Below are 18,426 nucleotides of genomic sequence, written 5' to 3' on the forward strand. Positions count from 1 at the left end.
ATTCGCTCCTTAGAGTACTTCTGGTGCCAGAGAGATAATTTTCATGAACTTCTCAGTACGAAGTTCACGAGTTACCGGCCCAAAGATACGCGTGCCGATAGGCTGCTCGCTGTTATTGTTCAAAATAACGCATGCATTACCATCGAAGCGAATGACAGAACCGTCAGGGCGACGAACACCCTTCTTGGTGCGCACCACTACCGCTTTCAGCACATCACCTTTTTTGACCTTACCACGTGGAATTGCTTCCTTGATGGTGATCTTGATGATGTCGCCTACGCCTGCGTAGCGACGGTGCGAGCCACCCAGAACCTTGATACACATTACGCGACGTGCACCGGAGTTGTCGGCGACGTTCAGCATAGTCTGTTCTTGGATCATTTTAGTGCTCCGCTAATGTCAACTACTACCTGAGACTCTAAAATCAGAGCCGTTAAAAAGCCCCATATCGAGGGCGCGGCATTATAACACCGCTTCTGCAATATGGGTAGAAAAAATAAACGGCTCATCGCTGAGCCGTTTATTCGTATCGAGAAGGCTTACTGTATTACAGAACCGCTTTCTCTACAACGCGAACCAGCGTCCAGGACTTAGTCTTGGACAGTGGACGGCATTCACGGATTTCAACCTTGTCGCCGATACCACATTCGTTGTTCTCGTCATGTACGTGCAGTTTGGTCGTACGCTTGATGAATTTACCGTAGATCGGGTGTTTCACAATACGTTCGATAGCAACAACAATGGATTTCTCCATTTTGTCGCTAACAACACGACCTTGCAGAGTACGGATTTTATCGGTCATTACGCACCCGCCTTCTGAGTCAGTAAAGTCTTAACGCGTGCAACATTGCGACGCACTTGCTTCAGCAGGTGAGTCTGTTGCAGCTGGCCACTTGCAGCCTGCATACGCAGGTTAAACTGCTCACGCAGCAGATTCAGCAGCTCGGCGTTCAGTTCTTCAACGCTTTTTTCACGCAGCTCATTTGCTTTCATTACATCACCGTCTTAGTTACAAAGGTGGTTTTGATAGGCAGTTTCGCTGCTGCCAGGCCGAAGGCTTCACGGGCCAGCTCTTCCGGAACACCGTCCATTTCATACAGGACTTTGCCCGGTTGGATCAAGGCAACCCAGTACTCCACGTTACCTTTACCTTTACCCATACGAACTTCCAGCGGCTTCTCGGTGATTGGTTTGTCCGGGAATACACGGATCCAAATCTTACCTTGACGCTTAACTGCACGGGTCATTGCACGACGTGCTGCTTCGATCTGACGTGCAGTCAGACGACCACGGCCAACAGCTTTCAGACCGAAAGTGCCGAAGCTAACATCCGTACCCTGCGCCAGACCACGGTTGCGGCCTTTGTGCACTTTACGGAATTTTGTACGCTTTGGTTGTAACATCAGCGACGCTCCTTATTTACGGCCTTTACGCTGCTGCTTTTTAGGTTGAGCAGCCGGTTTTTCCGGTTGTTCAACAGCAGCCATACCACCCAGGATCTCACCTTTGAAGATCCATACCTTAACGCCGATTACACCGTAAGTGGTGTGCGCTTCAGAGGTGTTGTAGTCGATGTCAGCACGCAGAGTGTGCAGCGGTACGCGACCTTCACGGTACCATTCGGTACGTGCGATTTCCGCGCCGCCCAGACGGCCGCTAACTTCAACTTTGATACCTTTAGCGCCCAGACGCATTGCGTTCTGTACAGCACGCTTCATAGCACGACGGAACATAACACGACGTTCCAGCTGAGAAGTGATGCTGTCAGCAACCAATTTAGCGTCCAGTTCAGGCTTACGAACTTCAGCGATATTGATCTGTGCAGGAACGCCAGCGATATCCGCTACGACCTTGCGCAGTTTTTCTACGTCTTCGCCTTTCTTACCGATAACGATGCCAGGACGAGCAGTGTGAATGGTTACACGGATGCTCTTAGCCGGACGCTCGATAACGATACGAGATACAGACGCTTTAGCCAGTTCCTTAGTCAGGTACTGACGTACTTTAAAATCGCTGTCCAGGTTGTCAGCGAATTCTTTGGTGTTCGCAAACCAAGTAGAGTTCCATGGTTTTACAATACCCAGGCGAATACCATTAGGATGTACTTTCTGACCCATTGCTAGTCTCCAGAGTCTCAGCGATCGGACACAACCACAGTAATGTGGCTGGTGCGCTTCAGGATGCGATCTGCACGACCTTTCGCACGCGGCATAATGCGCTTCATGCTTGGGCCTTCGTCTACGAAAATTTTCGCAACTTTCAGATCGTCAATGTCAGCGCCATCGTTGTGTTCAGCGTTAGCAATGGCAGATTCCAGTACTTTCTTAACCAATACCGCAGCTTTCTTGTTGGTATAGGTCAGGATGTCCAGGGCCTGCGACACTTTCTTACCGCGAATCAGGTCAGCAACAAGGCGAACCTTCTGAGCAGAAGAACGAGCATGGCGATGTTGAGCTAAAGTTTCCATCTCTTCCTCCTACCTTATTTCTTCTTCGCTTTTTTATCAGCAGCGTGGCCGCGATAAGTACGAGTCGGTGCGAATTCACCCAGTTTGTGACCAACCATTTCGTCGGAAACAAAGACTGGAACGTGCTGACGACCATTATGGACAGCGATGGTCAAACCGATCATGTTAGGAAAGATCGTTGAACGACGGGACCAAGTGCGCAGGGGCTTCTTGTCTCCGCTTTCCACCGCTTTCTCTACCTTCTTCAGCAAGTGCAGGTCAATAAAAGGACCTTTCTTGAGAGAACGTGGCATGGCTTATCCTCTAAAATTATTTGCTACGGCGACGTACGATAAATTTATCAGTACGCTTGTTGCTGCGGGTCTTCTTACCTTTGGTCTGAACGCCCCACGGAGTTACCGGGTGCTTACCAAAGTTACGACCTTCACCACCACCATGTGGGTGGTCTACTGGGTTCATCGCAGTACCGCGAACGGTAGGACGAACACCACGCCAGCGTGCAGCACCTGCTTTACCCAGAACGCGCAGCATATGCTCAGCATTGCCAACTTCGCCCAGAGTAGCGCGGCAGTCTGCTTCGACTTTACGCATTTCACCAGAACGCAGACGCAGGGTGACATAAGCACCGTCACGAGCAACGATCTGAACGTAAGTACCAGCGGAACGTGCCAGCTGACCGCCTTTACCTGGTTTCATTTCTACGTTATGAACGGTAGAACCAACCGGGATATTGCGCATCGGCAGGGTGTTGCCTGCTTTGATTGCAGCATCAACGCCAGACTGAATCTGGTCGCCAGCTTTCAGGCCTTTAGGGGCCAGGATGTAACGGCGTTCGCCGTCTTTGTACAGAACCAGCGCGATGTTCGCGGAACGGTTCGGATCGTACTCAAGACGTTCAACAACTGCTGGGATACCGTCTTTGTTGCGTTTGAAGTCAACAATACGATAAGCCTGCTTGTGGCCACCACCGATGTGACGAGTGGTGATACGGCCATTGTTGTTACGACCACCGGATTTGCTGTTTTTTTCCAGCAACGGAGCAAAAGGTTTGCCCTTGTGCAGCTCAGGGTTAACCACTTTAACTACGTGGCGACGACCCGGAGATGTCGGTTTACATTTAACAACTGCCATTGTATTACTCCTCCGACTTACTCAGCGCCGCCAACGAAGTCCAGATTCTGGCCTTCTTTCAGGGTGACGTAAGCTTTTTTCCAGTCGCTACGACGACCGATACGCTGTCCTTGACGTTTAACTTTCCCTTTAACTACCAGGGTGTTAACGACTTCGACTTCGACTTCAAACAGTTTCTGCACAGCAGCTTTGATCTCTGCTTTGGTCGCGTCTTTAGCAACTTTGAGAACGATGGTGTTTGTTTTTTCCATCGCAGTAGACGCTTTTTCAGAAACGTGCGGTGCACGCAGCACCTTCAGCAGACGTTCTTCACGAATCATGCCAGCATCTCCTCAACTTGCTTAACAGCATCAGCAGTCATTACGACTTTGTCGAAGGCGATCAGGCTAACCGGGTCGATACCAGTTGCATCACGTACGTCAACCTTGTGCAGGTTACGCGCAGCAAGGAACAGGTTCTCGTCCAGCTCACCGGTGATGATCAGCACATCTTCCAGAGCCATGTCTTTCAGTTTCTGTGCCAGCAGCTTAGTTTTAGGCGCTTCAACAGAGAATGATTCGACAACGATCAGACGATCCTGACGTACCAGTTCGGACAGGATGCTTTTCAGCGCGCCGCGGTACATCTTTTTGTTAACTTTTTGACTGTGGTCCTGTGGACGCGCAGCGAAGGTCACGCCACCTGAACGCCAGATCGGGCTCTTGATAGAACCTGAACGCGCACGGCCGGTACCTTTCTGGCGCCATGGCTTTTTGCCAGAACCAGTTACTTCAGCACGAGTCTTCTGAGCACGAGTACCCTGACGAGCACCAGCTGCATAAGCAACAACAACCTGGTGAACCAGCGCTTCGTTGAAATCACGACCGAAGGTAGTTTCGGAAACAGTCAGCGCGCTCTGCGCGTCTTTCAATACTAATTCCATTGCTATCCCCTTACGCCTTCACAGCTGGTTTAACGATCAGGTCGCTACCGGTTGCACCCGGAACTGCACCTTTAACCAGCAGCAGGTTGCGCTCAGCGTCAACACGTACTACGTCCAGGCTCTGAACGGTTACACGTTCGTTACCCAGCTGACCTGCCATTTTCTTGCCTTTGAACACTTTGCCCGGAGTCTGGTTCTGACCGATAGAACCCGGAACGCGGTGAGACAAGGAGTTACCGTGAGTAGCGTCCTGGGTACGGAAGTTCCAGCGCTTAACGGTACCAGCAAAACCTTTACCTTTAGAGGTACCGGTTACGTCAACTTTTTTAACGTCAGCAAACAGCTCAACGCTAATGTCCTGACCTACGGTGAACTCTTCGCCTTCAGCAAGACGGAATTCCCACAGACCACGGCCAGCTTCAACGCCAGCTTTAGCGAAGTGACCCGCTTCTGGTTTGGTTACACGGTTAGCTTTTTTAGCACCAGTGGTAACCTGAACAGCGCGGTAGCCATCGTTAGCCAGATCTTTAACCTGAGTAACGCGGTTTGCTTCAACTTCGATTACGGTTACTGGGATTGAAACGCCATCTTCAGTGAAGATGCGGGTCATACCCACTTTTTTACCGACTAAACCAATCATTGTATCAACCTCTCAATCGCTCGATGACCTGATTAACCCAGGCTGATCTGCACGTCTACACCGGCAGCCAGATCCAGACGCATCAGAGCATCAACGGTTTTCTCAGTTGGCTCAACGATGTCAACCAGACGCTTGTGAGTGCGGATTTCGTACTGATCACGCGCGTCTTTGTTGACGTGCGGGGAGATCAGAACGGTGAAGCGCTCTTTGCGGGTCGGCAGCGGGATCGGACCACGGACTTGCGCACCAGTGCGCTTAGCAGTCTCGACGATTTCCGCGGTTGATTGATCGATCAGACGATGATCAAACGCTTTAAGGCGGATACGGATTCTTTGGTTCTGCATGAGACCAGAGCTCCAATTATTTTATAAACGAAAATGATTACTCCTCAAACCCATTACGATTGATGGGAGAGTGTAACCGTTCTTACGTAGCTCCCCGATTGGGAGCATTGTTGAGTAACAAAATTAGTTACTCCGGTTCAGATTGAACCAGCCGTCAATTACGACAAGCCCGCGCATTATACGTATTTACAGACTTAATGCAAGTCAACTGTGTCGATAATAACCAACCTTTATTAAGGTGTACTCATTGCTGTTCGATATCGGCCATAGCCTGCTTCACCCGCGCTTTGAGTTCGGACTGTTCAGTGAAATTTTCTGGCGCTGGTTGCTCTCCACTATCACCCTCCCAGGCAGTCTCTTCTGTCACGCTCTCTTGTGGCAGCGGTAAAGGTTTCTTCTTATATATATAGTGTTCATCTGACAGGCGATAGTTCAGGGGCGCTGGTTCAGACCCCGTGGTTTGAGAAATCCAGAGATAGATAAAGCAGCCCGCCAGGGTGCATCCCATGATATACACCAGCCAACACAACAAATGCAGTAAACACCGCCCAGGCGTAACCGGCATATCAGGTCTGATAAAGCCTTCGTTTACGTTCGGGGTGTCACCCCGTTTCGTACTCATGCTTTTCCTCCATCAGAGGTTATTTTCGGGCTTTCTCCCAGTGCCTGCCACAGCCTGATAAGCGAAATTCGCCCCATCACGCCATCAGCCTTAATTTTGTTTTGCCTTTGAAACTGGCGAATTTTTTCAATCAGCACTGGACTCCACTCGCCGGTCTCTTCGGCATCGACGTTAAGCACGCGGCTAAGCATAGTATCTAGCCACACAATATCATCGGCGCTGCTCTTCTTTGAAATGCTCCCATTGCCGTCAGGAGATGGCTTCCACATCAGGGTATAGCTCCCCTTCCAGACGCTGCTGAACCATGCTTTATTCAGAACCCAGGTTTTTTCCCCCGACAACGCAACGAGCGAATCGCCCCCTCCCCCGATGATAACAACCGGGATGTGCGTATTTTCTATCTCCAGAGCGGCGATCCAGGGCAGCCCCTGAGCCATCAACGATGCCAACGTATCGGTTCCGGACACACACGCCATTCCTGCCCGGAATGCCTGATCGCACCAGGCTTCTCCTTGATCCACTTCATAACCCCAGACGCTATAGAGTAATGCGAGTGATCCCCTGGCAGACAAAATCCCGGATGTCAGCGCCGGCGGTTTCACCGGACTCTTTGTCGCAGTAATCCACCTTGCAGGAGAAGGAAACCCGCGTGAAAGTGGTTGCGCAAAATACCCACCCGCGCTGCCCGACACGATCGCCACCAGGAACAATGCCAGCCACAGTCGTCCTCCCCGCCGGGGTGCTGGCAGACAACGTAGGGTATCGGCTTGCTGGGATAGCGGCAGAGTATCATGTGCACCATCACCCGATGGTGCACTCCCGTGGTAGCGTCTGCCTGCCCGGGCGGCTAAATGCAGGTTCCCCTGGCTGCGTTTCATCATGTCGCGGATGAATTTGTCAGGAAACGCCCTCCCCTCCCCTGGCTCAATACCGGCATAAAAAGCGAATACCTGTCGGTAGTCATCTACTCTCACGCCAGAAAGCTGAAACCATACCGGATGGTTTATACGTAATTGACGTTGTTGGCGATTGGAAAAATTGCCGGTTATCAAAAGATGGGCTTGCGGCATAAGTGCGATGAACATCTCGACTATGGCCACAATGCCTTTTGGTACCCGATGGCTGTCTTCAAGAACCAGCAAAAGCGGGTGGTCTGGCATCGCGTCGGTAGCGCACAACAATTCACGCCAGAGCGAATTGCTGGAAAACGCCCTCCCGGTTAAATTGCCCGAAACTTCAGTGTCAGCAATCACAGTCCATTCCCACTGATAGCCCTTACTGTTAGTGGGGCTCATCGTTAGAGCACGATTAGGCCAGTGGGTGATAGCGCCACGCGCCAGTGTGCTTTTGCCACTGCCTGTTACACCCTGCATCACCACCCAGTGTTCATGAGCCAGCGTGGTGCTCAGACTGTCCAGCATCCTGCGACGCAGGGCAGTATAGAAATGAATGTGTTCATCCATGAATAGTGTATTAGCCTCAAAATTTATTCTTTTCCTAAAATAAGCATCCTGCTTGTAAACTTCTTGCTGCTTACCAGATAGCAATTATATTATCGCGACCATTAACAAGAAATAGATTTACTCTTTAGAGATTCTTAATAATAAATTTATGATAACTGTACCCCTCACGTTAAGAAGCGCGTTTTCTTCCCGTACGCTGTACGCGCTAATTATATTGACAAGCTTTATAACTATATTCATTTCAATAAACGATGGATATATGAAGATATCTAAATACAGTTCATCGAATAAAAACCACAACAACATTTATGAAATAAATAAAACGAGCAAAAAATATAAATGGAACCTATCAAGCTCGGCAACAGAAAACCCAGCAATGACAACCTTAACCATAAAAGAAGCTGACACATTGTCCGGTATTCAGTTGAGTGGAATTATTTACAGCACCAATAAATTACATTCCCGTACCATCCTGCTGGAAGGAGGTGAACAGACTGCCTATGCTATCGGCGATCGTCTGAACTCCTCAAAGATTACACGTGTCTCCGACATCACAACGAATCAGGTATTTTTTTCCACCGAAGGACATACCCAACATCTCAATCTGTTAGAAGAACTCCCCGCATCTTCAGCAGGCGTCGATAAGGCCGCTTCGCGGTCTCAGGCGATATTGTCAGACTTTATTGCTGCCAGCCCCGTGTTCACTAAAACTACTCTACAGGGTTTACGCCTGCTTCCGCGGGATAATGCAGCGTTGTTTTCTCATGCTGGTCTTGAGCCGGGTGATATCGCCATCATGCTCAATAACCTGTCCTTAAAACAGCCAGTTAATATCAAGAAAGCGCAGGCGTCACTTGAAACGCTACAAAGGGTGCAATTCACCTTATTGCGAAATGCATCACCGCAGCGGATTACTGTTTCCGTTGAACAATTCCAGGAAGGAAATAAAACCAGATGAAAGGGACCTCTCCAGGCCAGCGAATGAAAGCCCTTTCGCTGGCATTGTTACTTGTCACTTCCGGTAAACCCGCATTTTCAGCAGATTACACCGCTAACTTTAATGGCGCGGACATTCAAACATTTGTCAGTATTGTGGGCCAGAACATAGGGAAAACCATTCTGATAGATCCTGATGTAACGGCATCTATTTCTGTAAGAAGTTCAGACACCTTTACTGAGGAAGAATATTATCAATTTTTCCTGAGCGTACTGGATCTTTACGGTTTTTCACTCATCAGTCTTGATAACGGATTGCTGAAAGTCGTGCGCTCCGAAAAAGCAAAGACCCTGCCTGGTCGAATTACCAGCGGCGCACAGCCCGGTAAAGGGGATGAGCTGGTCACACGTATTGTCTCACTGGAAAATGTCCCCGCACGTGCGCTCTCTCCTCTGCTGCGGCAAATGTTAGACGGCAGTAGCGTGGGCAACGTTGTGCACTATGAACCCTCAAACGCGCTGATCATCACCGGGAAAGCGTCATCCGTAAATCGCCTTCTGGAGGTTGTAAAACGCGTCGATGTAATGGGTGATGAGAAAGAGCAAATCATCCCACTGAAATACGCCTCTGCCAGCGATCTGGCCGATGTACTCACCGACCTGTCGCGGGAAAGCGGAAAAGAAGCGAAACCGGCAACGCTCCAGACGCGCATCGTTGCCGACAAAAGAACGAATTCGCTGATCGTCAGCGGTTCCGATCGCGCGCGCGCGCGCGTTTTACAGCTCATCGCGCGGCTCGATACGCAAGACCAGGGCCAAGGCAATACCCGCGTCTGGTATTTGAAATATGCCAAAGCGGACAAACTCGTTGAGGTGCTGACGGGCGTCACACAAAAATTAAAAGATGAAAAAGCGGGATCATCCAAAACCACCAACAATAGCAACGGTAACGATATCTCAATAACGGCCGATGAACAGACCAACTCACTGGTGGTTACCGCGGACCAGGGCATTCTGCAACAACTGAGCGATGTTATCTCAAAGCTGGATATTCGTCGAGCTCAGGTTCTGGTCGAAGCAATCATTGTGGAAGTTCAGGATGGCAGAGGTCTTAACCTGGGTGTGCAGTGGGCGAACAAAAATGTTGGTGTGCAACAGTTTACCAGAACCGGCTTACCCATCTTTAATGCGGCGCAGGGCATCCATGAGTTTAAGTCTCAGGGTGGTATCACCAGCGACAACCCGGCGTACGATCTCTTCAGTGGCTATACCGGTCTTGCGGCGGGCTTCTTCAACGGTGACTGGGGAGTACTGCTGACCGCTCTCAATACTGACAATAAAAACGATATCCTCTCCACGCCCAGTATTGTGACGCTGGATAACAAAGAAGCCGCGTTCAACGTTGGCCAGGACGTTCCCGTGCTCTCAGGTTCCCAAACCACCGCAGCCGATAACATTTACAGCACTGTCGAGCGTAAAACCGTCGGCACGAAGCTGAAAGTCACCCCTCAAATCAACGAGGGCGACTCCGTTTTAATGGAGATAGAGCAAGAGGTTTCCAGCGTCGACTCTTCGACAACGTCCTCCACGCTGGGACCCACATTCAACACCCGCACCATCCAGAATGCGGTGCTGGTAAAAAGTGGGGAAACCGTTGTGCTTGGCGGATTGATGGATGATGCCAGTAAGCAGGAAGTCTCGAAAGTTCCTCTGTTAGGTGATATCCCGTTGATTGGACAGCTGTTCCGCTACACCTCGAATGAAAAGAGTAAACGTAACCTGATGGTCTTTATCCGCCCAACCATCATTCGGGACGACGACGTATATCACTCGCTCTCACGGGAAAAATATACCAGCTTCAAGGATATGCAAAGGGAGCGCAGTGATAAGCAGCATGACAAGCTCATTAATGTCGACAACATTGATGAACTGGATGACCGCGCATTTGATAACGCCCCTGCGGCGCCTGCTGCCAAAAATCCGTTCAGGGAAAACCGCGCAAAATGACACCCTATTCCTGGAAAAAAGCGCAGCGTGTCGGTGTTGCCTTCCAGCAGCAGGAGTTGTTCTATGCAGAAAATGCCACGCTTGAGCATCTGCTTGAAGTAGCCTCTGCTGCCCCCCACTGCACTCACTTTACGCGGCTTACCCCTGCGCAATTTACAGAAAAGCTTGAGATTCTCTACCAGCAAAATAGCGAGTCAGCCCAGCTCATTGCTGAAGATATTAACAACTCGGACGACCTCAGCGTCCTTTCCGATGAGATCCCCGTGAATGAAGATCTGCTCAACGAGCAGTCAGACGCGCCGGTGATCAGACTCATAAATGCCGTACTCAGTGAAGCGCTTAAGGAACACGCCTCGGACATTCATATTGAGGTGTTTGAAAAGACGATGAGCATCCGCTTTCGTGTGGATGGGGTATTGCGACCAGTGGTTCAGCCAAATAAAAAGCTGGCCGCGCTACTCGTCTCGCGCATCAAAATTATGGCCCGGCTGGATATTGCAGAGAAAAGGCTGCCGCAGGATGGGCGGATAACCCTAAAGATAGGCAATCGAAACGTCGATGTGCGCGTCTCCACGCTGCCCTCACAGCACGGAGAACGGGTTGTTTTACGCCTGCTGGATAAAACCAGCCTGCGCCTGTCGCTCGACAGGCTGGATATGTCAGCCGATGACATCCGCAATCTGAAACATCTTATCGCCCTACCCCACGGCATTATTCTGGTCACGGGTCCCACCGGATCAGGGAAAAGTACCACTCTTTACGCACTCCTTTCCGCGCTCAATAGCCCGGAACGTAATGTCCTCACGGTTGAAGACCCCATCGAATATGAGCTGGAGGGGATCGGCCAGACGCAGGTTAATAGCCGCGTGGATATGTCCTTTGCCCGCGGGTTACGCGCCATTTTGCGTCAGGATCCTGATGTGGTGATGGTAGGGGAAATACGCGATGCTGAAACTGCGCGGATTGCCGTACAGGCCTCATTAACCGGGCATCTTGTCCTCTCCACCCTGCATACAAACAGCGCCAGCGGCGCAGTGACTCGCCTGCGTGATATGGGTACGGAATCATTCCTGCTCTCATCATCGCTGGTCGGGGTGATCGCACAGCGTCTGCTAAGACGCCTCTGTAACCAGTGCAAATCCGCTCATCCCGTCACGCTTCAACAGCAGCAGTTATTGCTGGCGCAAGGAATTGATGCTTCGCAACTTTGGCAGGCCAGCGGATGTAGCGCCTGTCGACAAAGTGGCTATCAGGGACGTCTGGCCATTCATGAGCTGTTAGTGATGACACCAGAGATACGCGAAGCCGTACACGCAGAGATCAATGAACAACAGCTGGAGCAGCTTCAGCGCCGTAATCACTTCAGCTTACTGGCAAATGGCCTGCGCGTAGCCGCACAAGGATTGACCTCACTGGAAGAGGTACTGCGCGTCACTGCCGAAGGGCACGCTTCAACGGAGCACAAAGGATGAAATTTCGCTGGGTAGCGACCGATGATAACGGCGACCGTCACACTGGCGTGAGCGAGGCCGAAAGCGAGCGGGAGATGGTAGCCCGGCTGCGAAGCCAGTCACTGCTGCCGCAGTCCATAAAGCAGCAGCGCCACAGGACAACACTATGGCGGTTTTCTGCACGGGTCAGTCATGCAGAACTCACGCTTTTTACGCGCCAGCTCGCTACCCTGATGGCTGCTGCACTGCCGCTGGATGAGGCGCTCGCCGCTATCCAGCAGCAAAAAGAGAGTAAAAATCTTGTCAGTATTATCGGAGCACTTCGTCAGGCAGTGCTGGAAGGGCAATCCCTTTCCGCCGCGATGCAACTGCATCCTCGACTGTTTGATACCGTCTATTGCACGCTTGTTAAGGCCGGAGAAACCGTAGGTCAGGCTGGCGCGGTTCTGGAAAGACTGGCTGACTTTAATGAAGCCCGGCAGCGTATGCGCAGCAAACTCACGCAGGCGTTAATTTACCCCTCCCTGCTCACCACGGTTGCCATTCTGGTGGTGGTTATCCTGCTCACCGCTGTTGTGCCAAAAGTTGCCGCACAGTTTATTCATCTCCGGCACGAGCTCCCGCTCACAACCCGCCTGCTGCTCGCCATTAGCCACTTTCTGTCAGCGCAGGGACCCTGGCTGTTGCTGTTATTCATCACCTTAGGTGGCCTGTTTTCCTGCTGGCTAAAGCGAGAAGGAAACCGGCTTCGTTTTCATCGTCTGTTGACTCGCTTTCGGCTGGTTTGCGCCATCAACAGCGCTCGCTATTTACGCGCCCTCAGCATTCTCAACGTGAGCGGCGTACCACTACTTCAGGCAATGGCTCTTTCGGCTGAAGGGGTGATGAACCAGGAGATACGCCAGCGTCTGTGCAGCGCCGCGGAAAGCGTACGTCAGGGAAATAGTGTCAGCCAGTCACTTGGGAAGACGCATATTTTCCCGCCCATGATGCTGTACATGATCGCCTCCGGGGAAAAAAGTGGCCAGTTGGGGGAGCTCATGCAGCGCGCGACGGATAACCAGGAAATTCATCTGCAAAACCGTATCACGATGGCGCTGGCGATATTTGAACCTGCACTGATTGTCCTCATGGCCGCCATCGTGCTGTTTATTGTCGTGGCGGTCATGCAACCGATATTACAACTTAACTCATTGATGAACTAAGGAAAGGTTATGGAACGACAGACATTAAGAACACAGCGTGGTTTTACCTTGATGGAGCTTATGGTGGTCATTGTGATTCTGGGCATTCTTGCCAGCCTGGTTGTACCCAACCTGATGGGTAACAAAGATCGTGCGGATCGACAAAAAGCCATCAGCGACATTACCGCTCTCGAAAACGCGCTCGATATGTACAAGCTGGATAACCATCGCTACCCCACGACCGAACAGGGAATGGAGGCTCTCGTTGAAGCTCCTGTGCTGTCACCGCTGGCTGAAAATTATAATCCCGGTGGCTATATCCGTCGCCTGCCCGCGGATCCGTGGGGTAATGACTACATTCTGGTAAGCCCAGGCGAACACAGTGCTATCGACTTAAGCTCAGTCGGGCCCGACGGTGAAGCGGGGACAACGGACGACGTAAACAACTGGGATAACGACAAAAAAGCTCGCTAATCATGGCACATCAAAAAGGATTCACTTTGCTGGAAGTGCTTCTGGTGGTGGTCATTCTCGCAGCTGCGGTTGCGGGGGTAACCGCCATGCAAAGCGATCGGCTGAGCACGAGCGGAAAGCTACGCCAGCGCGCCGATGCATTCAGGCAATCAGTTGAATACGCAGTGGATCTTGCGCTGCTGGAAAAACATGCCGTTGCCTTACGGCTGTCTGAAGAGGGTTGGGCACTCTACCTTCCGCAGATAGATGCACGTACCGGCTGGCAATGGGTAGCCGCCACAAATCACGACAACTTACCGCTTCACGGTGAATGGGAAAGAGCGAAGTCACCGGACATTACCCCATCAACGAAAGGCACTTCACCGCAAATTATTATTATGCCTGATGGCCAGATGACGCCATTCACCCTGCTGTTCAGGAAAGATGATGGCGAAAAAATCCTGCTTATACACAGCGCCGGTTCGCTGCCGCTGGACATTAGGCCAGTAAAGGAGCCGCAATGAAAAATCAGAGTGGAATGCTCCTGTTGGAGGTATTGCTGGCACTGGCCATTTTTGCCACGGCGGTTACGGGATTAGTCAGCAGTATGCAATGGCAGCTCTCAGCGCTGGATACCCTGAAACAAGAGATGCTTGCACGGTGGGTTGCAGATAATCAGCTGATTAAAGCGCATGGTGGCCAGGACGCATTGAAGACCGGGCAGTCATCACAGTTAAACATGACCTTTGCCTGGCAATTCTCCGGGCGCTCGCAAACCCCGGGATTGTTTACGCGCAGCAGCATCACCGTGGTAACCCCGGGAGGGCGTTCACTAATCCTCAACGACTGGGCTTCGGTATCCGGGGAGCAAGGGGAAAAGCATGATTAACAGGCAGCACGGTTTTACCCTTCTTGAAGTGATGCTGGCGGTCGCGATTTTCTCAGCGCTCAGTTTTATGGCGACGATTGTCTTTTCCCAGGCATCAGAACAGCACCAGCGCGCGCAAAAAATTGCCAACGATTTCCATGCCTTACAATACTCCCTGTTGCTGCTTGAAAATGACCTGACGCAATTCGTTCCCAGAAAAAATCGTCAGACTAACCAGACATTTACAAGCAGTTCGGATGATGTGGTTTTCACCACCCAGACACGAGATGCCGCGCTGCCTTTCGACACCGCAACGGTACTGGCAACGGTCCACTGGTATGTTCAGGACGGAACGCTCTATCGCGCGGTGAAATACGCGCCAGATGACAAGGAGGATAAGACGCCACGCCCGCTGTTATCCGGCATTACTCATTTTAATGCCGCACTGGCGCTCGCAGAGGGCAACAATCTATCCACCACCGTTTCCATAACCCTGGAGCAGGAAAACCAGCAGACCATTCATCGTCTGTTTATTCTGCCCGGGTGGATCCCAGAGAAACAAACGCCCCGCACTGATGGGGCCAGCAAATGAAAACACAGAGAGGGGCAGCGCTGCTTATCGTGCTGATGATTCTGGCGTTGATGGCTGCACTGGCGGCCGAAATGACCCTGAGTTTTCAGACTCAGCTCCAGCGCAGCAGACGTACCAGCGACACATTGCAGGCAAAATACGCCCTGCTGTATGCCGAAAGTGAAGCCACCTCCGGCGTAGTAAAACATGATGATGAACGCCTGGCAGGGATGGCGGAACTGGGTGACAACACAAGGGTACGCTGGCGCACTGACGATATGCAAAACTGCTTTAATCTGAATGCGCTGGAAAACACGCCAGCCGCACCTCTGGCCTCTATGCCCTATGAGATCAGCGTATTTGCAGCTCTGCTCGATAAACTCGGTGTCGATAAAGGTCGCGCAGAAGAGATTATCCAGTCTGTGGCGGATGACATAGACACCGATACCTCTCCACGGAGCAAAGGGGCGGAAGATGAGTATTACCAACGAGACGGCATTCAGCATCTGACCGCAAATCAGATGCTCTTTTTGCCCACAGAGATCCGCACATTAAAAGGCATGACCCACACGATTTACGAGAAACTCGCCCCGTTAATTTGTACCGCATTCAGCAACGATTTATCCATCAATATCAATAGTCTCACCGCGGCGCAGGCACCGCTTCTTGCCGCTATTTTTCTTAACGATATCAGTACGTCAGATGCCAGGGCATTGCTCAAAAAGCGCCCCGAAAAGGGGTGGAAAACAGTCGATGCCTTTCTCTATCAGGCCCAGCAGGATTACAGCGCGGTTAAACCACGAGTGGATCAGCTGAAAAAGTATCTGACGACCAATAGCCACTATTTTTTGGTCACATCCACCGCTCATGAAGGTGAGCTGACTTCGGGTATGCGAACATTTTTCTATTATGACGACAAGAAGAAAACAATTGGGCTCTATTTACGCCAACTCACGGATGGCGAACATGAAGAGTAAAACAACCTCTCTGCCCGCGCCCAGACTGATCGTTCGCCTGCATAAACAGACGGAGGATCCTGTGGAATGGGCCATATATCAAGACGATTGCTGCAAAGACGTTCAAAAGTTGCCACGTGAAAATCTCACTGAACTGGCTGCCCTGCCCGCAGCCCGGCAAACCCAACTGCTTGTTCCGGTTGAAAAAGCAACGTGCAGAACCCTGGTGATCCCTGATGAAAACTACGAACTGACCGATCAGAAGTTGCACTGGCTTGCCGATGACACACTCGATGAGGATGCCCCCTCCCTTCACTGGACGTTGCTGTCTCGCCAGGGAACACGCCTCGTTGTCGCAGGCATAGAAAAGGCATGGCTAGATGCAGAGCTGAAGATGCTCAGTTCAGCGGGCCTGAACATTGTGCACGCGACCATTGACGCCCTCTGCTTACCGGCACCAGAGAACGGTTGGACAGTGTTGAAAGACGATGACGCCTGGCTTGTCAGAACACAGGAGGGAGTTGTATCTCGTCTGACAGAAACGTGGCTTCTCCACCTACTGACGCACTTCCCTCCCCAGCAGTTAACCCATTATGGCGCGCTGCCGGGACCACACCAGGGCACATTGGTAAAATCAGAATGCCACATCATGGCGCATTTTGCGGATACAGAGTTGCCCAATCTGTTGCACGATGGCATTTGTCCTCCCGCACAGCTTTCCCCGTGGACTGGGCGGCTAAAGTCCGTCTCACTTTGCAGTATTGCCCTGGCCGCAGGTATCGCGCTACTTATCCAGGGGGCCTGCTACTGGCAACTTCTTGGACTGGAAAAACAACTCAGGAATACTCTGGCACAGCAATGGCAACGCTATATTCCGGAAAACCGACACAGCAGTAACGTGCGCGTCTGGCTGCCAAAGCAATTGCAACAACACTCTCCGGCGCCTTTCGCTCTCCTGCTACAAATACAGTCGGGTCTTGCCTCTTTCCCAGGCCTGGCGCTGGAAGGGGTGAGCTATAACTCACAGAAAAAATCATTACAGCTGTATCTCTATGCCAGCGATGAGAGCCAGGTACAGCAGTTTATAAAACAGGGCATAGCAGGCTTTTCATTGAAGATCGGCAAACACGAACAGGGACTGTGGACACTCAGCAATGATTAAACACACGCGGGACAAATTCCGGCAAAAAAGCCTTCATGAGCAACGATTCATCATCGTCTTGTGCGCATGTACCCTGAGCCTTTTTTTCTGGTTTGGTCTTTACCATCCACTCGGGCAGGCCATTGCGACACTTCAGACCCGGTGTGAAAGATTACAAAGAGAGACGGTGTGGCTCAGCGAACAGGTTAGTGCTGCGGGCCTCCTGCCCGACAAAAAACTGTCGGGAAAACCGGATGAGCTCATCAGGAGCAGCCTGAAAAAAGCCGGCGTATTCGCAACGATCCAGCAGGTCAATGCCAGTGAACTGGAGATCACCGCCAGCAACGTCAGCATAGAACGCTTTATGCAGTGGCTGGAAGAGGCGCAATTAAAACACGGGCTGCGCGTTGTAGCCGTGGAGTTTCATGCCAGCAAACAATCCTCCGGGATTATCACACTGACACGCCTGACTATTGGGGTGAAAAAGAATGGATAACGAATTAGTCGTACTGTTTCTCATCATCGGTCTGGCGGCGGGAAGTACGATGGGAATGGTCACCTGGCGGCTCCCATTAATGGTTTTACAGCAATATCAGCCTGATGATACGTCCTTCCGCTGTAATTTATGGCTACCGCCTTCACACTGCTGTCACTGCAAAACCCCGCTGGCCTGGTATGACAATATCCCTGTGTTTAGCTGGTTGCGCCTGAAAGGGAAGTGTCGCTATTGCGGCCTGCACGTTTCGTGGCGATATCCTGTTCTCGAAATCAGTAGTGCAATCATGGCGGTGCTTTGCTACATCCTTCACCCTGACGCACTGGTGTTGGCGCTGGGGCTCTTTCTCTATTTCTGGTTCGCTCTGGCCCTTAGTGTCATTGATTTCCGGCATTTATTACTGCCTGACCTACTGACCCTGCCCTTGCTTTGGCTCGGGCTGTTATTTAATGTCTTGTCGGGGATCGTATCTTGCGAAGATGCCATCCTGGGAGCCGTAGCCGGATATCTTCTGCTGTGGATGATTTACTGGATAATCTGGCTTATATGGCATAAAGAAGGGATGGGATTTGGGGATTTTAAACTGCTTGCGGCAACCGGCGCCTGGACCGGGTGGCAAAGTCTTCCGGTAATACTTTACACCGCATCCTTAGTCGGGATTGTCTATGGATTACTGTTGTGGCGTCGGAAAGGGCACTACACCGGCGCCCAACCTTTCGGTCCGGCGCTGGCATTATGTGGCTGGGGTTACTTCTGCTGGCATACTTTGTAAGG

General features: G+C 51.4%; 26 protein-coding genes. 12 read left to right on the plus strand and 14 right to left on the minus strand.

Annotated elements, in window-relative coordinates; translation table 11 throughout:
- Positions 1–9: 9 nt before the first annotated feature.
- The 14 genes from rplN to HV107_RS07780 all read right to left on the minus strand — a co-directional run bounded on the left by rplN (position 10) and on the right by HV107_RS07780 (position 7,589).
- A complete protein-coding gene (rplN, locus tag HV107_RS07715) occupies positions 10–381 on the minus strand; it encodes a 50S ribosomal protein L14 (RefSeq protein WP_002919748.1) in 372 nt (123 codons plus the stop codon).
- A gap of 166 nt (positions 382–547) precedes the next feature.
- Entirely contained in the window at positions 548–802 is a 255-nt protein-coding gene (rpsQ, locus tag HV107_RS07720) for a 30S ribosomal protein S17 (RefSeq protein ID WP_008503489.1), read from the minus strand.
- Positions 802–993 (minus strand): 50S ribosomal protein L29, encoded by a 192-nt coding sequence (rpmC, locus tag HV107_RS07725; RefSeq protein WP_006817276.1) that lies wholly within the window; start codon positions 991–993, stop codon positions 802–804. The genes rpsQ and rpmC overlap by 1 nt, the downstream gene beginning before the upstream one ends.
- Entirely contained in the window at positions 993–1,403 is a 411-nt protein-coding gene (gene rplP, locus HV107_RS07730) for a 50S ribosomal protein L16 (RefSeq protein ID WP_002919759.1), read from the minus strand. Before rplP ends, rpmC begins: the two co-directional genes overlap by 1 nt.
- Before the next feature lie 12 nt (positions 1,404–1,415).
- The gene (gene rpsC / locus HV107_RS07735; protein WP_000529945.1) at positions 1,416–2,117 is read right to left on the minus strand and encodes a 30S ribosomal protein S3; all 702 of its coding nucleotides are present in this window, start codon (positions 2,115–2,117) and stop codon (positions 1,416–1,418) included.
- 17 nt (positions 2,118–2,134) lie between these two features.
- Positions 2,135–2,467 (minus strand): 50S ribosomal protein L22, encoded by a 333-nt coding sequence (gene rplV / locus HV107_RS07740; RefSeq protein WP_002919773.1) that lies wholly within the window; start codon positions 2,465–2,467, stop codon positions 2,135–2,137.
- Positions 2,468–2,481: 14 nt separating this feature from the next.
- On the minus strand, positions 2,482–2,760 hold the full coding sequence (rpsS, locus tag HV107_RS07745; RefSeq protein WP_001138115.1) for a 30S ribosomal protein S19: 279 nt from the start codon (positions 2,758–2,760) through the stop codon (positions 2,482–2,484).
- Between the two features lie 16 nt (positions 2,761–2,776).
- The gene (gene rplB / locus HV107_RS07750) at positions 2,777–3,598 is read right to left on the minus strand and encodes a 50S ribosomal protein L2 (RefSeq protein ID WP_000301859.1); all 822 of its coding nucleotides are present in this window, start codon (positions 3,596–3,598) and stop codon (positions 2,777–2,779) included.
- A gap of 17 nt (positions 3,599–3,615) precedes the next feature.
- Positions 3,616–3,918 (minus strand): 50S ribosomal protein L23, encoded by a 303-nt coding sequence (rplW, locus tag HV107_RS07755; RefSeq protein ID WP_180244417.1) that lies wholly within the window; start codon positions 3,916–3,918, stop codon positions 3,616–3,618.
- Positions 3,915–4,520 (minus strand): 50S ribosomal protein L4, encoded by a 606-nt coding sequence (gene rplD / locus HV107_RS07760; RefSeq protein WP_003031119.1) that lies wholly within the window; start codon positions 4,518–4,520, stop codon positions 3,915–3,917. The genes rplW and rplD overlap by 4 nt, the downstream gene beginning before the upstream one ends.
- Before the next feature lie 10 nt (positions 4,521–4,530).
- The gene (gene rplC / locus HV107_RS07765) at positions 4,531–5,160 is read right to left on the minus strand and encodes a 50S ribosomal protein L3 (RefSeq protein WP_006178923.1); all 630 of its coding nucleotides are present in this window, start codon (positions 5,158–5,160) and stop codon (positions 4,531–4,533) included.
- 32 nt (positions 5,161–5,192) lie between these two features.
- The gene (gene rpsJ, locus HV107_RS07770; RefSeq protein WP_001181005.1) at positions 5,193–5,504 is read right to left on the minus strand and encodes a 30S ribosomal protein S10; all 312 of its coding nucleotides are present in this window, start codon (positions 5,502–5,504) and stop codon (positions 5,193–5,195) included.
- A gap of 244 nt (positions 5,505–5,748) precedes the next feature.
- Positions 5,749–6,126, minus strand: coding sequence for a hypothetical protein (locus HV107_RS07775; RefSeq protein ID WP_182062748.1), 378 nt, complete (start codon positions 6,124–6,126; stop codon positions 5,749–5,751).
- Positions 6,123–7,589, minus strand: coding sequence for a peptidoglycan-binding domain-containing protein (locus HV107_RS07780; RefSeq protein ID WP_182062749.1), 1,467 nt, complete (start codon positions 7,587–7,589; stop codon positions 6,123–6,125). The genes HV107_RS07775 and HV107_RS07780 overlap by 4 nt, the downstream gene beginning before the upstream one ends.
- Positions 7,590–7,848: 259 nt before the next feature.
- Between HV107_RS07780 and gspC the strand changes: the two genes are divergently transcribed.
- The 12 genes from gspC to HV107_RS27475 are packed head-to-tail and all read left to right on the plus strand — an operon-like array spanning position 7,849 to position 18,424.
- Positions 7,849–8,547, plus strand: a complete 699-nt coding sequence (gene gspC / locus HV107_RS07785; RefSeq protein ID WP_182062750.1) for a type II secretion system protein GspC — start codon at positions 7,849–7,851, stop codon at positions 8,545–8,547.
- Positions 8,544–10,532 (plus strand): type II secretion system secretin GspD, encoded by a 1,989-nt coding sequence (gene gspD / locus HV107_RS07790; protein ID WP_182062751.1) that lies wholly within the window; start codon positions 8,544–8,546, stop codon positions 10,530–10,532. Before gspC ends, gspD begins: the two co-directional genes overlap by 4 nt.
- Positions 10,529–12,004 carry a type II secretion system ATPase GspE gene (gene gspE / locus HV107_RS07795; protein WP_182062752.1) on the plus strand — a complete coding sequence of 492 codons (1,476 nt, stop codon included), beginning with the start codon at positions 10,529–10,531 and terminating at the stop codon, positions 12,002–12,004. Before gspD ends, gspE begins: the two co-directional genes overlap by 4 nt.
- Positions 12,001–13,188, plus strand: a complete 1,188-nt coding sequence (gspF, locus tag HV107_RS07800) for a type II secretion system inner membrane protein GspF (RefSeq protein WP_182062753.1) — start codon at positions 12,001–12,003, stop codon at positions 13,186–13,188. Before gspE ends, gspF begins: the two co-directional genes overlap by 4 nt.
- A gap of 9 nt (positions 13,189–13,197) precedes the next feature.
- Positions 13,198–13,641, plus strand: coding sequence for a type II secretion system major pseudopilin GspG (gspG, locus tag HV107_RS07805; RefSeq protein ID WP_182062754.1), 444 nt, complete (start codon positions 13,198–13,200; stop codon positions 13,639–13,641).
- A 2-nt stretch (positions 13,642–13,643) separates the two neighbouring features.
- The gene (locus tag HV107_RS07810; RefSeq protein WP_182062755.1) at positions 13,644–14,144 is read left to right on the plus strand and encodes a GspH/FimT family protein; all 501 of its coding nucleotides are present in this window, start codon (positions 13,644–13,646) and stop codon (positions 14,142–14,144) included.
- A complete protein-coding gene (gene gspI / locus HV107_RS07815; RefSeq protein ID WP_182062756.1) occupies positions 14,141–14,509 on the plus strand; it encodes a type II secretion system minor pseudopilin GspI in 369 nt (122 codons plus the stop codon). The genes HV107_RS07810 and gspI overlap by 4 nt, the downstream gene beginning before the upstream one ends.
- A complete protein-coding gene (locus tag HV107_RS07820; RefSeq protein ID WP_182062757.1) occupies positions 14,502–15,080 on the plus strand; it encodes a type II secretion system protein J in 579 nt (192 codons plus the stop codon). Before gspI ends, HV107_RS07820 begins: the two co-directional genes overlap by 8 nt.
- The gene (gspK, locus tag HV107_RS07825) at positions 15,077–16,036 is read left to right on the plus strand and encodes a type II secretion system minor pseudopilin GspK (protein ID WP_182062758.1); all 960 of its coding nucleotides are present in this window, start codon (positions 15,077–15,079) and stop codon (positions 16,034–16,036) included. Before HV107_RS07820 ends, gspK begins: the two co-directional genes overlap by 4 nt.
- On the plus strand, positions 16,026–17,177 hold the full coding sequence (gene gspL / locus HV107_RS07830) for a type II secretion system protein GspL (protein ID WP_182062759.1): 1,152 nt from the start codon (positions 16,026–16,028) through the stop codon (positions 17,175–17,177). The genes gspK and gspL overlap by 11 nt, the downstream gene beginning before the upstream one ends.
- Entirely contained in the window at positions 17,170–17,652 is a 483-nt protein-coding gene (gene gspM, locus HV107_RS07835; protein WP_182062760.1) for a type II secretion system protein GspM, read from the plus strand. The genes gspL and gspM overlap by 8 nt, the downstream gene beginning before the upstream one ends.
- Positions 17,645–18,424, plus strand: coding sequence for an A24 family peptidase (locus HV107_RS27475; RefSeq protein WP_182062761.1), 780 nt, complete (start codon positions 17,645–17,647; stop codon positions 18,422–18,424). Before gspM ends, HV107_RS27475 begins: the two co-directional genes overlap by 8 nt.
- The last annotated feature ends 2 nt before the right edge of the window (positions 18,425–18,426 follow it).

It is taken from the genome of Enterobacter sp. RHBSTW-00175, from assembly GCF_013927005.1.
Taxonomy (GTDB): Bacteria; Pseudomonadota; Gammaproteobacteria; order Enterobacterales; family Enterobacteriaceae; genus Enterobacter.

Bases quoted from the DNA above. Each gene is read 5' to 3' on its own strand.
- rplN (WP_002919748.1), bottom strand. From the start codon at position 381: ATGATCCAAGAACAGACTATGCTGAACGTCGCCGACAACTCCGGTGCA.
- rpsQ (WP_008503489.1), bottom strand. From the start codon at position 802: ATGACCGATAAAATCCGTACTCTGCAAGGTCGTGTTGTTAGCGACAAA.
- rpmC (WP_006817276.1), bottom strand. From the start codon at position 993: ATGAAAGCAAATGAGCTGCGTGAAAAAAGCGTTGAAGAACTGAACGCC.
- rplP (WP_002919759.1), bottom strand. From the start codon at position 1,403: ATGTTACAACCAAAGCGTACAAAATTCCGTAAAGTGCACAAAGGCCGC.
- rpsC (WP_000529945.1), bottom strand. From the start codon at position 2,117: ATGGGTCAGAAAGTACATCCTAATGGTATTCGCCTGGGTATTGTAAAA.
- rplV (WP_002919773.1), bottom strand. From the start codon at position 2,467: ATGGAAACTTTAGCTCAACATCGCCATGCTCGTTCTTCTGCTCAGAAG.
- rpsS (WP_001138115.1), bottom strand. From the start codon at position 2,760: ATGCCACGTTCTCTCAAGAAAGGTCCTTTTATTGACCTGCACTTGCTG.
- rplB (WP_000301859.1), bottom strand. From the start codon at position 3,598: ATGGCAGTTGTTAAATGTAAACCGACATCTCCGGGTCGTCGCCACGTA.
- rplW (WP_180244417.1), bottom strand. From the start codon at position 3,918: ATGATTCGTGAAGAACGTCTGCTGAAGGTGCTGCGTGCACCGCACGTT.
- rplD (WP_003031119.1), bottom strand. From the start codon at position 4,520: ATGGAATTAGTATTGAAAGACGCGCAGAGCGCGCTGACTGTTTCCGAA.
- rplC (WP_006178923.1), bottom strand. From the start codon at position 5,160: ATGATTGGTTTAGTCGGTAAAAAAGTGGGTATGACCCGCATCTTCACT.
- rpsJ (WP_001181005.1), bottom strand. From the start codon at position 5,504: ATGCAGAACCAAAGAATCCGTATCCGCCTTAAAGCGTTTGATCATCGT.
- HV107_RS07775 (WP_182062748.1), bottom strand. From the start codon at position 6,126: ATGAGTACGAAACGGGGTGACACCCCGAACGTAAACGAAGGCTTTATC.
- HV107_RS07780 (WP_182062749.1), bottom strand. From the start codon at position 7,589: ATGGATGAACACATTCATTTCTATACTGCCCTGCGTCGCAGGATGCTG.
- gspC (WP_182062750.1), top strand. From the start codon at position 7,849: ATGAAGATATCTAAATACAGTTCATCGAATAAAAACCACAACAACATT.
- gspD (WP_182062751.1), top strand. From the start codon at position 8,544: ATGAAAGGGACCTCTCCAGGCCAGCGAATGAAAGCCCTTTCGCTGGCA.
- gspE (WP_182062752.1), top strand. From the start codon at position 10,529: ATGACACCCTATTCCTGGAAAAAAGCGCAGCGTGTCGGTGTTGCCTTC.
- gspF (WP_182062753.1), top strand. From the start codon at position 12,001: ATGAAATTTCGCTGGGTAGCGACCGATGATAACGGCGACCGTCACACT.
- gspG (WP_182062754.1), top strand. From the start codon at position 13,198: ATGGAACGACAGACATTAAGAACACAGCGTGGTTTTACCTTGATGGAG.
- HV107_RS07810 (WP_182062755.1), top strand. From the start codon at position 13,644: ATGGCACATCAAAAAGGATTCACTTTGCTGGAAGTGCTTCTGGTGGTG.
- gspI (WP_182062756.1), top strand. From the start codon at position 14,141: ATGAAAAATCAGAGTGGAATGCTCCTGTTGGAGGTATTGCTGGCACTG.
- HV107_RS07820 (WP_182062757.1), top strand. From the start codon at position 14,502: ATGATTAACAGGCAGCACGGTTTTACCCTTCTTGAAGTGATGCTGGCG.
- gspK (WP_182062758.1), top strand. From the start codon at position 15,077: ATGAAAACACAGAGAGGGGCAGCGCTGCTTATCGTGCTGATGATTCTG.
- gspL (WP_182062759.1), top strand. From the start codon at position 16,026: ATGAAGAGTAAAACAACCTCTCTGCCCGCGCCCAGACTGATCGTTCGC.
- gspM (WP_182062760.1), top strand. From the start codon at position 17,170: ATGATTAAACACACGCGGGACAAATTCCGGCAAAAAAGCCTTCATGAG.
- HV107_RS27475 (WP_182062761.1), top strand. From the start codon at position 17,645: ATGGATAACGAATTAGTCGTACTGTTTCTCATCATCGGTCTGGCGGCG.